12 protein-coding genes and 1 tRNA gene are annotated in these 14,115 nt (G+C 68.3%); 4 read left to right on the top strand and 9 right to left on the bottom strand.

Translation table 11 applies throughout. From position 1 onward, the window contains the following. Window positions 1-72: 72 nt before the first annotated feature. From pknB to ACFYXS_RS39060, 6 genes are all read right to left on the bottom strand, one after another. Window positions 73-2,067 carry a Stk1 family PASTA domain-containing Ser/Thr kinase gene (gene pknB, locus ACFYXS_RS39085; protein ID WP_389256570.1) on the bottom strand — a complete coding sequence of 665 codons (1,995 nt, stop codon included), beginning with the start codon at window positions 2,065-2,067 and terminating at the stop codon, window positions 73-75. A gap of 151 nt (window positions 2,068-2,218) precedes the next feature. After that, window positions 2,219-3,679: a peptidoglycan D,D-transpeptidase FtsI family protein gene (locus ACFYXS_RS39080; RefSeq protein ID WP_389256569.1), complete on the bottom strand. Its 1,461-nt coding sequence runs from the start codon at window positions 3,677-3,679 to the stop codon at window positions 2,219-2,221. Beyond that, entirely contained in the window at window positions 3,676-5,064 is a 1,389-nt protein-coding gene (locus ACFYXS_RS39075) for an FtsW/RodA/SpoVE family cell cycle protein (RefSeq protein WP_389256568.1), read from the bottom strand. Before ACFYXS_RS39075 ends, ACFYXS_RS39080 begins: the two co-directional genes overlap by 4 nt. Window positions 5,065-5,092: 28 nt before the next feature. Beyond that, complete coding sequence (locus ACFYXS_RS39070) at window positions 5,093-6,664, bottom strand: PP2C family protein-serine/threonine phosphatase (RefSeq protein ID WP_389256591.1); 1,572 nt, start codon at window positions 6,662-6,664, stop codon at window positions 5,093-5,095. A gap of 57 nt (window positions 6,665-6,721) precedes the next feature. After that, window positions 6,722-7,243: an FHA domain-containing protein gene (locus tag ACFYXS_RS39065; protein WP_319663319.1), complete on the bottom strand. Its 522-nt coding sequence runs from the start codon at window positions 7,241-7,243 to the stop codon at window positions 6,722-6,724. 10 nt (window positions 7,244-7,253) lie between these two features. Continuing rightward, window positions 7,254-8,114: an FhaA domain-containing protein gene (locus ACFYXS_RS39060; protein WP_389256567.1), complete on the bottom strand. Its 861-nt coding sequence runs from the start codon at window positions 8,112-8,114 to the stop codon at window positions 7,254-7,256. 362 nt (window positions 8,115-8,476) lie between these two features. On the opposite strand from ACFYXS_RS39060, the gene ACFYXS_RS39055 reads away from it, so the two are divergent. After that, a tRNA-Leu gene (locus tag ACFYXS_RS39055) sits at window positions 8,477-8,560 on the top strand. Window positions 8,561-8,874: 314 nt separating this feature from the next. On the opposite strand, the gene ACFYXS_RS39050 is transcribed toward ACFYXS_RS39055, so the two are convergent. Next, on the bottom strand, window positions 8,875-9,420 hold the full coding sequence (locus ACFYXS_RS39050; RefSeq protein WP_389256566.1) for a hypothetical protein: 546 nt from the start codon (window positions 9,418-9,420) through the stop codon (window positions 8,875-8,877). Window positions 9,421-9,861: 441 nt separating this feature from the next. On the opposite strand from ACFYXS_RS39050, the gene ACFYXS_RS39045 reads away from it, so the two are divergent. From ACFYXS_RS39045 to ACFYXS_RS39035, 3 genes are all read left to right on the top strand, one after another. Further along, entirely contained in the window at window positions 9,862-12,327 is a 2,466-nt protein-coding gene (locus ACFYXS_RS39045; protein WP_389256565.1) for a PA14 domain-containing protein, read from the top strand. A 76-nt stretch (window positions 12,328-12,403) separates the two neighbouring features. Further along, window positions 12,404-12,580 carry a DUF4326 domain-containing protein gene (locus ACFYXS_RS39040; protein ID WP_389256564.1) on the top strand — a complete coding sequence of 59 codons (177 nt, stop codon included), beginning with the start codon at window positions 12,404-12,406 and terminating at the stop codon, window positions 12,578-12,580. A gap of 2 nt (window positions 12,581-12,582) precedes the next feature. After that, window positions 12,583-12,789, top strand: a complete 207-nt coding sequence (locus tag ACFYXS_RS39035) for a hypothetical protein (protein ID WP_389256563.1) — start codon at window positions 12,583-12,585, stop codon at window positions 12,787-12,789. Between the two features lie 12 nt (window positions 12,790-12,801). On the opposite strand, the gene ACFYXS_RS39030 is transcribed toward ACFYXS_RS39035, so the two are convergent. Both ACFYXS_RS39030 and ACFYXS_RS39025 read right to left on the bottom strand, forming a co-directional pair. Then, window positions 12,802-13,338: a hypothetical protein gene (locus ACFYXS_RS39030; RefSeq protein ID WP_389256562.1), complete on the bottom strand. Its 537-nt coding sequence runs from the start codon at window positions 13,336-13,338 to the stop codon at window positions 12,802-12,804. Between the two features lie 49 nt (window positions 13,339-13,387). Next, on the bottom strand, window positions 13,388-13,669 hold the full coding sequence (locus ACFYXS_RS39025; RefSeq protein ID WP_389256561.1) for a hypothetical protein: 282 nt from the start codon (window positions 13,667-13,669) through the stop codon (window positions 13,388-13,390). Window positions 13,670-14,115: the final 446 nt, after the last annotated feature.

The raw sequence follows: 14,115 nt of genomic DNA, 5'->3' as shown, positions 1-14,115 counted from the left end.
GCGCCGCGCGGAACGACGAAGGGGCCCCGGACACGATGTCCGGGGCCCCTTCGTCTGCGTCTCTGGCGAGCGTCAGCCGCCGTTGCCTCCGTTGAAGAAGCCTCCGCCGCCGTTCCCGCCATTCGGGTCCGTGGCGTAGACCGTCAAGGTGTCACCGGGCTTCACCGGGGTGCCCGCCTGAGGATTCTGGAACTGCACGATGGCGTTGTCGTCCTGCGAAGGGCTGTTGGGCAGGAACCCGAACTGCATCTGCAGTTCCGCAGCCGCAGCCTTCGCGGCGGCCACCGTCTGCCCCTTCAGATCGGGCATGTTCGAGGTGGACGGCGGCTTCGCGATGACCAGGGTGACCGTGTCGCCTGCCTTCACCGTGCTTCCGGCCCCCGGATCCGTCCTGATGACCGTGCCCGCGGCGTGGTCGGCGGACTCCTCCTCGACGGGGTTGACCTTGAGACCGTCCGCCTCGAGGGTCTGGGTGGCCTCGTCCTTGGACTTGTTGCTCACGTCCTTGATCGTGACCTCTTCGGGAGCCACCGCCACGGTCAGCGTGATCGTCGCGCCCTTGGCGCGCTGCTCGCCGCCGTTCGGGTCCTGCTTGAGGACCGTTCCCTCCTCCTTGTCGGAGGTCTGGGACTGCTTGTCGACCTCGAAGCCCGCTTGCTTGAGCTCCTGCTGGGCGTCCTCGTACTTGTCCCCGGTGACGTCGGGGACGTCGATCTTCTCGGCGCCCTTGGAGAGGTTCAAGGTGACCGTCTGGTCCTTGGGGATCTCCGTGTTGGGCTCGTCCGACTGCTTGCAGACCTTGCCCTTGGGCTGGTCGTCGCAGAAGACGGTCTCGCCGAAGGCGATCGTGAGGTTCGCGTTCTTCGCCTTGGTCTCGGCCTCGGCCTTGGTCACGCCGACGAACGCCGGAACGGCGACCGTGTCGCCCCCGCTGCCGTTCCCGGAGAAGAGCGCCTTGCCCATGAAGATCGCGCCGATGAGGACCAGGACGGCCGCGACGACGAGCAGGATGGTCGAGGTGTTGCTCTTCTTGGGCTTGCGCCGGCCACCGCCGCCGGGCTGCTGCTGGTCGTAGCCGAAGCCGCCGTCGTCGTCGCGCATGGGCGGCAGCATCGAGGTGCCCGCGTCGTGCTGAGGGGGCATGGCCGTGGTGGCGGCGTCGTGCCCGTACCCGCCGTAACCGCCGCCGTAGCCCACGGCGCCGAGGGCGACCGTGGCGCCGACGGGCTGGCCGTCGAGGCAGGCCTCGATGTCGGCGCGCATCTCGTCGGCGGACTGGTAGCGGTAGTCCGGGTCCTTGGTGAGCGCCTTGAGGACGATGGCGTCCATCTCGGGGCTGACCTCGGGGTCGTAGACGCTCGGGGGTTGCGGCTCCTCCCGGACGTGCTGGTACGCCACCGCGACCGGGGAGTCGCCCACGAAGGGCGGCCGCACGGTCAGCAGCTCGTACAGCAGGCAGCCGGCGGAGTACAGGTCGGAGCGCGCGTCGACGGTCTCGCCCTTGGCCTGCTCCGGCGAGAGGTACTGCGCGGTGCCGATGACGGCCGCGGTCTGCGTCATCGTCATGCCGGAGTCGCCCATGGCGCGGGCGATGCCGAAGTCCATGACCTTGACCTGGCCCTGGCGCGTCAGCATGACGTTCGCGGGCTTGATGTCGCGGTGCACGATGCCGGAGCGGTGGCTGTACTCCAGCGCCTGCAGGATGCCCACCGTCATCTCGAGCGAGCGCTCGGGCAGCAGTTTGCGGCCGGAGTGCAGCAGCTCACGCAGGGTGGATCCGTCCACGTACTCCATGACGATGTACGGGATCGAGACCCCGTCGACGTAGTCCTCGCCGGTGTCGTACACCGCGACGATCGACGGGTGGTTCAGCGAGGCGGCCGATTGGGCCTCACGGCGGAACCGGGCTTGGAAGGACGGGTCGCGGGCGAGATCCACCCGGAGCGTCTTCACGGCGACGGTGCGGCCGAGCCGGGTGTCATGGGCGATGTACACCTCGGCCATGCCACCGCGGCCGAGCACCGAGCCCAGCTCGTACCGGCCGCCGAGGCGACGCGGCTCTTCCATAGCGCTTGCCCTTCCTAAACCGTCCGTGTGGCTGCTCGGGCATACCGTACCCGCCGCCGCGTACCGATCCCGGCCCTGGCCGGTAGCCGATATACGACCGGTATCGCGACGTGCGTTTTGGTGCACATTCAGAGATACGGCGTGACCGGCATCACTTGTTCAGCACGGCCTCCATGACGCTCTTGGCGATCGGGGCCGCGAAACCTCCACCGGAGATGTCGCCGCGGTTCGCGCTCGCGTCCTCGACGACGACGGCGACCGCCACCGGCGAACCGGAGTCCGTCTTGGCGTATGAGATGAACCACGCGTAGGGGCTCTCACTGTTGTCGACGCCGTGCTGAGCGGTACCGGTCTTGCCACCCACGGTGACGCCGGAGATCTGTGCGTTCTTGCCGGTTCCGTCGCTGACGACGGTCTCCATCATCTGCTGGAGTTTCTGGGCGTTCTCCGGGCTCAGCGGCTGGGAGAACTCCTTCGGCTTGGTGTGCTCGACCACGGCGTTGCTCGGAGCCCGCAGCTCGCTCACCATGTAGGGCGTCATCAGCGTGCCGTCGTTGGCGATCGCGGAGGCCACCATCGCCATCTGCAGCGGGGTGGCGGCGGTCTCGAACTGGCCGATGGAGGACAGCGCCGTCTGCGGCTTGTCCATCGTCTTGGAGAAGTTGCTCGCCGCGGTGCGGACCGGGATGAAGAGCTCCTGGTTGAAGCCGAACTTCTGGGTCTCGTCGAGCATCTTGTCGCGGCCGAGGTCGGCGCCGATCTTGCCGAAGACCGTGTTGCAGGAGTACTGCAGGGCCACCCGGAGCGTGGCGTTCTTGCAGGGGATGGGCCCCTCGTTCTTCAGCTCCGTCTGGGTGTTGGGCAGCGTGTAAGGCACCGGCGAGTCCGTCGGGTCGTCGATGTTGCTGTACAGCCCGTTCTCCAACGCCGCAGCGGCCGTGACCACCTTGAAGGTCGAGCCCGGGGGGTAGGTCTGGCGCAGTGCCCGGTTCAGCGTCGGCTCGTCCGGGTTGTTCGCCTTCAGCAGCGAGGACCAGGCCTTCTCGTCCTTCTTCGAGTTGCCGGCGAAGGAGGAAGGGTCGTACGACGGCGTGCTGGCCAGCGCCAGGATCGCGCCGGTCCGCGGGTCGATCGCGGCGACCGCGCCCTTCTTCTTGCCCAGGCCCTCGAAGGCGGCCTTCTGGGCCTTGGCGTTCAGCGTCGTGACGACGTCGCCGCCCTGCTTCTGCTTGCCGGACAGGATGTCGACGGTGCGCTTGAAGAAGAGCCGGTCGTCGTCGCCGGTGAGGATCGAGTCGTAGATCGACTCCAGCTGGGTGGAACCGTAGGCCTGGGACGCGTAGCCGGTGACCGGCGCCCACAGGGGGCCGTCCTTGAAGGTCGCCTTGTACTGGAAGTCGCTGCCGTTGGTCTCGGCGTGGCCGGTCACGGCCTTGCCGTCGACGAGTATGTCGCCGCGCGGGGTGGCGTACTGGTTGATCGCCACCCGGCGGTTGTTGGTGTCGGTCCTGAGTTCGTCGGCCTTCACGAACTGGACGTAGTTCACCCTGATCAGGAGGGCGAGTACGAGCAGTCCGCAGAAGATGGCCACTCGTCGCAGGGGCTTGTTCACTGGACGCGCACCACCTGGGTCGGCTCGGCATCGGGGGACGAGGCGGGGGTCGGCGCCGGGCGGCGCGCGGTGTCGCTGATTCTGAGCAGGATCGCCACCAGCGCCCAGTTGGCGATCACGGAGGAACCACCCTGGGCCAGGAACGGCATGGTCATACCGGTCAGCGGGATGAGCCCGGTGACACCGCCGGCCACGACGAACACCTGGAGCGCGAAGGCGCCGGACAGGCCGATCGCCAGCAGCTTGCCGAAGGGGTCGCGGGCGGCGAGGGCGGTGCGGGCGCCGCGCTCCACCAGGAGTGCGTAGAGCAGGAGTATCGCCATGAGGCCCGCCAGGCCCAGTTCCTCGCCGACGGTGGCGAAGATGTAGTCGCTCTTGGCCGCGAAGCCGATGAGGCGTGAGTACCCCTGGCCGAGACCGGAGCCGAACAGGCCGCCGGAGCCGAAGGCCCACATGGCCTGGGCGGGCTGGCTGGGGCCGAGGCCCGCCTCGAGGGTGCGGAACGGGTTGAGCCAGTCCTGCACCCGGCTGTGGACGTGCGGCTCGAAGCTGGCGACCACCACGGCGCCGCCCACGGACAGCAGCAGACCGAACACGATCCAGCTGGTGCGCTCGGTGGCGACGTACAGCATGATCACGAAGAGGCCGAAGAAGAGCAGCGAGGTGCCCAGGTCGGTCTCGAAGACCAGGATCAGGATGCTGAGGGCCCAGATCACCAGGATCGGGCCGAGGTCGCGACCGCGCGGCAGGTACATGCCCATGAAGCGGCGGCTGGCGAGCGCGAGCGCGTCCCGCTTGACCATCAGGTAGCCGGCGAAGAACACCGCGATGATGATCTTCACGAACTCGCCGGGCTGGATGGACATGCCGCCGATGGTGATCCAGATCCGGGCGCCGTAGACGGCCGGGAAGAAGACGGGGAGGACCAGCAGGACGAGCGCGACCACCATCGAGATGTAGGTGTATCGCTGCAGGATGCGGTGGTCCTTGAGGAAGATCAGCACGCCCAGGAAGAACGCGACCCCCAGCGTCGACCACATCAGCTGCGTGGGGGCGGAGGACCCGCCGGGCAGCGACGGCTCCTGGTCCAGGCGCCAGATGAAGACCAGGCCCAGACCGTTGAGCAGCGTGGCGATCGGCAGCATCAGGGGGTCGGCGTACGGCGCGAACTTGCGCACCACAAGGTGCGCGACGACGGCGATCGCGCCCAGGCCGAGCCCGTAGGCGAGCATGCCCGCGGGCAGCGAGCCGTTCTTCGCCAGGCCCACGTTCGCGTACGCGAAGACCGGGATCAGCACCGCGAAGGCGAGAAGCGCGAGCTCTGTGTTGCGACGGCTCGGCGCGCCGACGGATGTGATGGTCGTGGTGTTCGTGACAACGCTCATGCTGGACTGACGGCCCTCCTGCAGACTGCTAGCTGCCCGTGGGGCACTGCTCGGCCAGCGCCTGGTCCTCGGCGGTGAGGGTGGGGCTGGTCGACGGACTGGTGGTCGTGCCCGGGGAAGGGCTGCTGGGGGGCGGTGTCGCGGTGCCGCCGGAGGTCGGGGAGCCCGAGGGGTTGCCCGTGGCCTTGCCGGAGGCGGTGCCCGCGCCCTTCTGCTGGTTCTTCCTGGCCTTGTCGGCCGCGTCGGCGCGGGCCTTGTCCAGGGACTCCTTGGTCTGGCAGACCTTGGCCTGGTGCTCCAGCTCGTCGGCGGTCTTGCGGGCGTCGACCAGGTCGCCGGCGGCGATGGTGGCCGTCACGTACTTCCGCTGGTTCTGCGGTAGGTACTTGAGTTCGATGCCAGGGCGGTCCTCGTGGACCTTCGACAGGTTGACCCAGGCCAGCTTCTGCTCGATGCCCTGGTAGATCGCCGCGTGGTCGCCCTTGACCCCGACGTAGTACTGCGTCTGCGTCCAACGGTACGCGCCGTACAGGCCACCGCCGACGACGCCGAGCGCGACCAGCAGCACGAGGGACCGCTTGAGCCACCGGCGCGACTTCACCGGCTTGTCGAGTTCCTCGCCCTCGAAGGCGCCGAAGCTGCCCATGGGCGCGCCGCCCGCGGGGTCGGCGCTGCCGGGCGGGCCGAAGGAGCCCTCCGGGGCCGGCGGGCGGCCGAGCTCGGAGGCGCGGCCGGCCGGGGTCTGCAGGTGGCGCGGGTCGGTCACCGGGATGTGGTGCCGGCTGTCGGCGACGGCGCCCACGACGACCGGGGTGTCGTGCAGCTGCACGGCCAGGGTGTCCCCGTCGTCGATGTCCAGGACGTCGGCGACGATGCAGGTGATGTTGTCGGGGCCGCCGCCGCGCAGGGCGAGCTGGATCAGCTCCTGCACGGTCTCGGCGGGCGCCTGGTACCCGGCGAGGGTGTCCTCGAGCGTCTGGTGGCTGACGACGCCGGACAGACCGTCCGAGCAGATCAGGTACCGGTCGCCTGCCCGGACCTCGCGGATGGACAGGTCGGGCTCGACCTGGCCGCGGCCGTCGAGCGCGCGCATCAGCAGCGAGCGCTGCGGGTGCGTGCCGGCCTCCTCCTCGGTGATCCGGCCCTCGTCCACCAGCCGCTGCACCCAGGTGTGGTCCTGGGTGATCTGGGTGAGCACGCCGTCGCGCAGCAGGTACGCGCGCGAGTCGCCGACGTGCACCAGACCGAGCCGCTGGCCGGTCCAGAGCAGGGCGGTGAGCGTGGTGCCCATGCCCTCCAGCTGGGGGTCCTCCTCGACCATGACGCGCAGCTGGTCGTTGGCCCGCTGCACGGCGGTGGCGAGCGAGGTGAGGATGTCCGAGCCGGGGACGTCGTCGTCGAGCGTGACGAGGGTGGAGATCACCTCGGACGAGGCGACCTCACCGGCGGCCTGGCCGCCCATGCCGTCGGCAATGGCGAGCAGCCGCGGGCCGGCGTAGCCGGAGTCCTCGTTGCCCTCCCGGATCATTCCCTTGTGCGAGCCGGCGGCGAAGCGCAGCGACAGAGTCATGCGCACCTCGCCCGTCGGCTCCGGGTACATCCGCACGCTGCCCACCCTCTCGCTCGCGCTCGCTGGCTGTGCTCGCCCATTGTGCGACTACTTCCGCAGCTCGATGACGGTCTTGCCGATGCGGATCGGGGCACCGAGCGGAATCGGAGTCGGCGTGGTCAGCCGGTTCCGTTCCAAGTAGGTCCCGTTGGTGGATCCCAGGTCCTCGACGATCCAGTTGCCGTCCCGGTCCGGGTAGATCCTGGCATGCCGGCTGGACGCGTAGTCGTCGTCGAGCACGATCGTGGAGTCGTGGGCCCGGCCGAGCGTGATGGTCTGGCCCTGGAGCGCGACGGTGGTTCCCGCCAGCGAGCCCTCGGCGACCACGAGCTTGGTCGGTGCCCCGCGACGGGCCCGGTTGTTCTGCGGCTGCTGCCGCTGGGCCGCCGCCTGTGGCTGCTGTTGCCGCTGCTGCGGTGGTCGCGTCTGGTCGCCGCGGCGCCCGGCGGCGCGTTGCGTCACCCGGGTTCCGAACAGGTCGCTCCGGATGACCTGCACGGCCACGATGACGAACAGCCACAACACGGCGAGGAAACCCAACCGCATGACCGTCAGGGTCAGCTCTGACATTGCCCCCGCTTCACCCTTCGGCTTGCCGGTACACGATGGTGGTACTGCCCACGACGATCCGTGAACCGTCGCGGAGCGTAGCGCGCTGGGTGTGCTGCCCGTCCACCACGATGCCGTTCGTGGACCCGAGGTCCACGACCGTCGAGGGCGTCCCGACCCTGATCTCGCAGTGCCGGCGGGACACACCGGGGTCGTCGACCCGCACGTCGGCCTCGGTGCTGCGCCCGAGGACGAGCGTGGGCCGGGAGATCTGGTGGCGGCTGCCGTTGATCTCGATCCAGCGGCGTACGTTCACGCCGGCACCGGGACCGGGGGCCGTACCGGTGCCCGGGAGCCGGGTCACGGGGGCGGCCGCGCCGGGCGGCGGAGCGGCGGGCATCGGGGGCGCCCCTGCGGGGCGCTGCGGGGCCTGCGGGGGGTAGCCGTAGCCACCGCGGCCCTGGGGCGCGTTCCGGTCCTGTGCGGGGGCCTGCTGGAACTGCTGCTGCTGCGACTCGCTGGAGGCCAGCGTGCGACTGCGGACCCGGTACAGACCGGTGTCGAGGTCGTCGGCCTTCTCCAGATGGACCTTGATCTGGCCCATGAACGTGTAGCGCTGCTGCTTGGCGTAGTCGCGCACCATGCCGGCCAGCTCGTCGCCGAGCTGGATGGCGTACGGGCTCAGCCGCTCGTAGTCCGAGGTGCTGAGCTCGACGATGAAGTCGTTGGGGACCACCGTGCGGTCCCGGTTCCAGATGGTGGCGTTGTTGTCGCACTCGCGCTGCAGCGCGCCCGCGATCTCCACGGGCTGGACCTCGGACTTGAACACCTTGGCGAAGGTGCCGTTCACGAAGCCCTCGAGACGCTGCTCGAACTTCTTGAGTACTCCCACGATGCACCTCCTTCCTCAAGGCCCTGCGGTTGTCGCGGGCTCACGCCGCGATCCTTCCCCTTCGATCCTTCCGGTACTGCTTACTGATCGTATCCACGCACCAGGAAAACCGGTGGTTCCCCGATCGGCCCCGCGGGACCGGTGGCAACGCTCACAGGGGCCGCTGCCGCTTCCCCACAGGGATGGTAGAGGCGCCTCAAGCCAGTGTCCCGCAACAGCGGACGGTTCCCGCCCCGTGGGGGGCCCGGAAACGGATGTGAATCCACCCTGAACAGCGTGCTAGTGTTCTGGATGTCGGAAGGCGCTGACGCACCGAACGGGAAGCCCCGCAGAGTGTGACAGAATCTAACGGCAGCACCCATGCGCGGGTGGCGGAATAGGCAGACGCGCTGGATTCAGGTTCCAGTGCCCGAAAGGGCGTGGGGGTTCAACTCCCCCCTCGCGCACAGAGAAGTACCGACGAAACGGGCTTCCGGTAGTGACGAAAGTCGCTGCTGGGGCCCGTTTCTCGCGTTGATCAAGGGATCTGCAGGTCGGCTTCGCTGATCGTTGTGTCCCTCACGCGTCGGAGCCCCCTCGTCGGCCGTCAGTGGCCGGCGAGGGGGCTCCTTCACGAAGGATGCGTCCTGTATGTGATGCGTCTCACTCGGATAGCGGACGTCAGATGGCCGATCGAGGTCCAGGTGCCCAGGGGCTTGGTCTTGCGCCTGCGGTTGGTGCGCCTGACGGGTCGTTCCCCGCTGAGCGCCAGGCTGTCCAGTCATCTTGTGGTCTTGCGTCTGTTGGCGTGCGCGATCTGGAACACAAGAAGGATGGTCTGGGCGGCGATGCCGCGGAGGGGCCGGGACCGTGAGGACTCGATGACCTCGGCGAGCGGGCTCTTGACGAAGCCGTTGAAGCCTTCGACGCTGTTGCGGAGGCGGAAGTAGATCTTCTGCCAATGTTCATCGCCGTAGTCCAGGGCCTGCCAGTGCTTGGCCCCTTCTTCTGGCGCGAGCGTGATGGCTCGCTGGCGGCAGACCTTGACGATGCCGGTGGGGCTGACCTGGGGGTCGACGAGCGGGAGCTGGATGCCGCGGCCGAGTGAGCGCGGTTTGAGAGGGCACTGGACCTTGCCGGCCTCGACGGGGCACATCATCCGCTGGTGCCCCTCAGCGTCTTGCCGTTCCTTGGGCATGAGCCGGTAGGGCTTGCGGGCAGCAATGTGTGAAGTCCACGTCTCGCGGGTGATGCGTCCGGCGGCCAGGTCGCTGGTGGCGTCGGTGAGGGCTCGCGGCATCGAGAGGCAGTTCCAGGTGCCTTCCACAAGGATTGCCCTTCAGCTCCGCCTTGGATCCCGAGGTGGCCGACGCGGTAGTCGTACACCGGCTTGTAGCCCAGGGCCCTCACAGGCAGCTGCCAGTCGGCGGGACCCGAGTTGTTGTAGGCGCGGTCGTGCGCGAGGTAGCCGGGCTTGTCACCCCGCTCCCGGAGCCGGGAGATCGTTTTCAGACCGTTGTAATCAGGCCGCTCCCCGGGCTTGTCCAGACAGAGGCCGAGGACGAGCGCAGGAAGGACGTCTGGATCGGGTGTGCCGTCGTCCAGGCACCACTCCCAAAGACGCAACCAGCCAGTGAGGCAGTTGCCTGTCGCCCCGTTGTCGAAAGCGAAAGAAGATCCCCTGGTCGTACAACCTCGGGCGGCTCTCGTTGATCACATATCCCGTACGACTGCCTGTGGGGCGGTCTTGTGTCCAAAAGGGGACTCAGTGAGCAGTGTCGGTAGATCCCGGTTGGCGGCCGGGACCGCGGTGGTGGTCGCGCTGACAGGCGGTCTCGTCGCGGTGGCCACCTCGCAGGCGGCAGCGGCGACGTCGTGCGCGACGAACACCTACACCCGGCAGTTCTTCGCTAACACCGGCTTCTCGGGTGCGGCGAGGCGCACGGACTGCGACACCTCGATCAACGAGAACTGGGGCGGCAACGCGCCCGGGGCCTCCGGTGTCGGTAAGGACAACTTCGGTGTCCGGTGGAGCGTGAAGCGCGACTTCGGCTCGGGCGGTCCCTTCGCGTTCTCCGCGTCCGGCCAGGACGGCATCCGCGTCTACCTCGACGGAGCACGCAAGGTCGACCTGTGGAAGAACGGCACCTCCACGGTCTCCAAGACGGTCAACCTGGTCATACCCAAGGGCACGCACACCCTGCGCGTCGACTACGTCAACTGGACCGGCTCGGCCGCCGTCAGGTTCGCCTACACCCCGCGCAACGGGGCCACCGTGGACCGGGTCGCGCCGCTCACGCCGACCGGGCTGTCGATCGCCCGGGACGCGGGCACGAAGCGGAATGTCCTGCGCTGGTCGGCGAACAAGGAGATGGACGTGGCCGGTTACCGCGTCTACCGCCGCACGCCCGACCAGGCCTCCTTCGGCAACCCCATTGCCACGGTCACCAGTACGGGCTTCACTGACACCACCGTCGGTACGACCACCCACCTGTACGAGGTCCGTGCGGTCGACAGGTCGGGCAACGTCTCGGCGGGAACGGCCGACGTCTCGGTCGCCGGCAACCCGGCGTACTTGCGTCAGTACTTCGCCAACACCAGCCTCACCGGTACCCCGAAGTACACCGACACCGACACCGCGATCAGCGAGAACTGGGGCGGGAACGCGCCCGCCGTGTCCGGCGCCGGCAAGGACAACTTCGGCGTGCGCTGGCAGATCACCCGCGACTTCGGCTCTGGGGGTCCTTTCGCGTTCTCCGCGTCCGGCCAGGACGGCATCCGCGTCTACCTCGACGGTGTGCGCAAGGTCGACCTGTGGAAGAACGGGACCTCCACCGTCTCCAAGACGGTCAACCTGACGATTCCCAAGGGCACGCACACCCTGCGTGTCGACTACGTCAACTGGACCGGCTCCGCGGCCGTCAAGTTCGCCTACGCGCCCCTGACATCAGCGTCTGTGGACCACGTCGCCCCCCTCGCGCTCACCGGGGCGAAGGTCGTCTACAACAAGAGCGCCGACTCCGCCACCCTCACCTGGGCGCCCAGCAAGGAGATGGACCGGTCCTACTACTGGGTCTACCGGCAGACCGCTTCGGGTGACTGGGGCGCTCCCAGGGTCGTGACGGACAAGACGACCTGGACGAACACCGGACTGCCCCGTGACGGCAGGCCGATCAATTACATGGTCCGCGTCACCGACCGCGCCGGGAACCTCTCGGAGAGCACACCCGTGCTGACGGTGACCCCGACCGACACCGTCGTCCCGACGGCGCCCGTCATCGCGGTGTCCCACATGGACAACACGCCCACCTCACTGAGGATCGACTTGGACGGGGCGACACGGACGGAGATGGGCTACGGCGGCACCGTCACCATCTACCGATCCACCGGCGCCACACTTGGCGACCACCCGGAAACCATCGGGACACTTCCGGAGCAGTCGTTGCCGATGTCGGGCGGCACATACGTGGACAAACTGCCGGCGTTCGACGGCACCACATACACCTATGCCGCGGGCGTCACCGATGCCGCGGGCAACGTGTCCCCGATGTCACGGCCGGTCACGGTGACCCCGGACAACGTTCCCCCGCCGCCGCTCACCGGTCTGACCGCGACACAACGCGCGGACGGCTTCGTGCTGAGCTGGGACAACCCCCCGGCCGAGAGCGGCCTGACCTACGTCGCCGGCCGCATTGTCCAGTGGCCCGACGGCAGCACCCACTACGACGGCAGCGGCTGCCACGACGCCGGACGCCTGGAACCCGAAAGGGATGTGCCGAACGCACTGCTGTGCGCAGGACCCCTGGACGGCGAAACGGTGACCTTCTTCGTCGCGGCGATGGACGAGTGGACCAACCACGTCCCCTGGGCCACTGGCGCCACCATCACTGTCACCGAACCCGACAACAGGCCCGACGAAGCCCGAGGCGAGACCCCCGGGCCGCTCACCATCGTCGACCCCGGCAAGGTGGGCGATCTCGCATACGTGCAGTGGACCTGTGACGACGCGAGTCTCTGCGCCGGCATCACCGAATACCGCCTGGACCAGTGGAACCCGTCCACCCAGGCTTACGAGCGACACCAAACGATCACGCGCCCCAAGGGCCCCCTTTACAAGGCTTACGTGCAGATGACCTTCGGCAAGACGACGTACTTCCGGATCACCGGAGTCCGCGCCGACGGCACAACCGCCGCCGTGACGTACGGCGGGGGAGCAATGAGCTGGGCATTGTGACCCCTCCCGGGCGCCCGCGCCGCTGAGCGCCCCCGCACCCGAGCCGAGGGCCGCGTCCCCAGGGTCGCGGCCCTCGGTGGTGCTTCCCCGTCACGTTGCTCACCAAGCCTTCGACCGGCGCCGCATCCTCGACGACCTCCACCTCCTCCGCGGGCAAGACCTCGCCTGCACCTGCCCGCTCCCCGAGCCGGGACAGCCCGGCCTCTGCCACGCCGCGGTGCTGCTCGACCTCGCCAACGCTCCCGCCCGCTGACGGTGTACACCGCGCTCCTGCGCCGCATCGCCCGGCGCTGCGACATCCACGACCGGTCCTCCCCGCTCCGCATCCGGGAGCTGGAGGAAGCCCTCGGGATGCCTCTCAGCCCTGAGCCTTACGGCTCCCTGACCATCTACCTCAACCGCGACCCGATCGGCTGCGGACGCCACTGGTGCCGCACCAACACGAGCAACAGCTTTCGGTGAATCGCCACCCGGTCAGGGACCTTCCGGCTCGTTGTCCTGCGGAAACGCCGTGTGTTTGCCATTAATAACGTCTTGCAACTGCTGGGTTGCTGTCCCCTGGGATGGGGACTCATGGGCCTTAAGTGTGATGGTTGCCTGGTACGGAATGGCGAGGGTGCGAGCGTGCACACCGCCGAGGTCCAATCGCAGTACAAGCGTCGTCGGGGTTTTCCCGGTCGTATTCATTTTCGGCTGAGAGGCCTCGTCGAGTTGCGCCGTGTCCAGCGTTTGTAGGGCGTCACTCTCCGGGTACAGGTGCCAGCCAGACAAGGAGGCCGTGGCTACCCCCTCCCAAGCGAAGGCCCCGAGGTCCAGTACCGACCCATTTCGGAACGGCACGAAGGAGGTCACCGTTGCTCCGGCCAGTTTGTCTCCAACGTTCCAGTCCAGCCGGATGATCCCGGTATAAACGATTGTCAGGGCTGCCTGGCCGCTGAAATCCGTGTGTGGAATGAAATGGTGATTCGCTTTCGTGACGTCCTTCGCAAGGACGCGGATGTCTTTGGGCACAGGGGCTCCTAGCGCTCCAGCCGGAGGATTTAAAGCCGCCAACGGCAGCTCAAGCCAGCATTGATGTGGCCGCCCAATGGCGCACTCTGGCTGAGCTGAACGGGTGCCCCCCACCCCCCTTCACACCGAACGGGCACACCACATGAGCAAGCTGGACCAGATCTTCGACGGCATGGAAGCGCTGGGCGCCAGCGTCGACCAGGCCCGGCGCGAACTCGGCATCCTCCGTGCCGTCCACGACCGGGCCATCAGGCAGCGCGGCCTCGACTACAGGCCCGGCGACCGCATCGTCATCACCAGCGACGAGCCCTCCGAGAAGCGCCGCGCCCACGGGGGGCCCCGTTCAAGGACGACCTGCTCCCTGGGTGCGCCGGCACCGCCGGAGAGATCGCCTACGACGAGCACGCCGAAACCTGGTGCGTCCTCGCCCGCATGGACCGTCCGGACGCCGACTTCTACATGCGCACCGACCGGATAGCCAAGGCCCCCCGCTACAGCCCCCACGGCCCCCATCCCGGCCCCTTAGCCATTCAGGACCGCCCCACGCCGTCAAGGCGCAGGACGGGGCCGCCTGCTCTACTGCTCGGAACCGTCGACGGGCGCCACCGACCCGCGCCCCGCGAGGTGCACCCCCGGCCCCCAGAGCGCCATCTGCTTCTGGGCAGGCATCACACAGCGGGTTGCCCCGTTATCTTTTTCGCGGTCCTGCAATGGGGCCGCTGGCCTCCGGGCCCGGTATGACTGTTGCCCCCTGTCGTAGGTATGACCTGGGGGGTG

Source organism: Streptomyces sp. NPDC002574, from assembly GCF_042889545.1.
Taxonomy (GTDB): Bacteria; Actinomycetota; Actinomycetes; order Streptomycetales; family Streptomycetaceae; genus Actinacidiphila.
The sequence above is the reverse complement of the archived record's forward strand: the minus strand, read 5'-3'. Positions and strand labels throughout refer to the sequence as shown.

Coding starts and splice junctions, on each gene's coding strand:
- pknB (WP_389256570.1), bottom strand. CDS start 2,067: ATGGAAGAGCCGCGTCGCCTCGGCGGCCGGTACGAGCTGGGCTCGGTG.
- ACFYXS_RS39065 (WP_319663319.1), bottom strand. CDS start 7,243: ATGTCAGAGCTGACCCTGACGGTCATGCGGTTGGGTTTCCTCGCCGTG.
- ACFYXS_RS39070 (WP_389256591.1), bottom strand. CDS start 6,664: ATGTACCCGGAGCCGACGGGCGAGGTGCGCATGACTCTGTCGCTGCGC.
- ACFYXS_RS39075 (WP_389256568.1), bottom strand. CDS start 5,064: ATGAGCGTTGTCACGAACACCACGACCATCACATCCGTCGGCGCGCCG.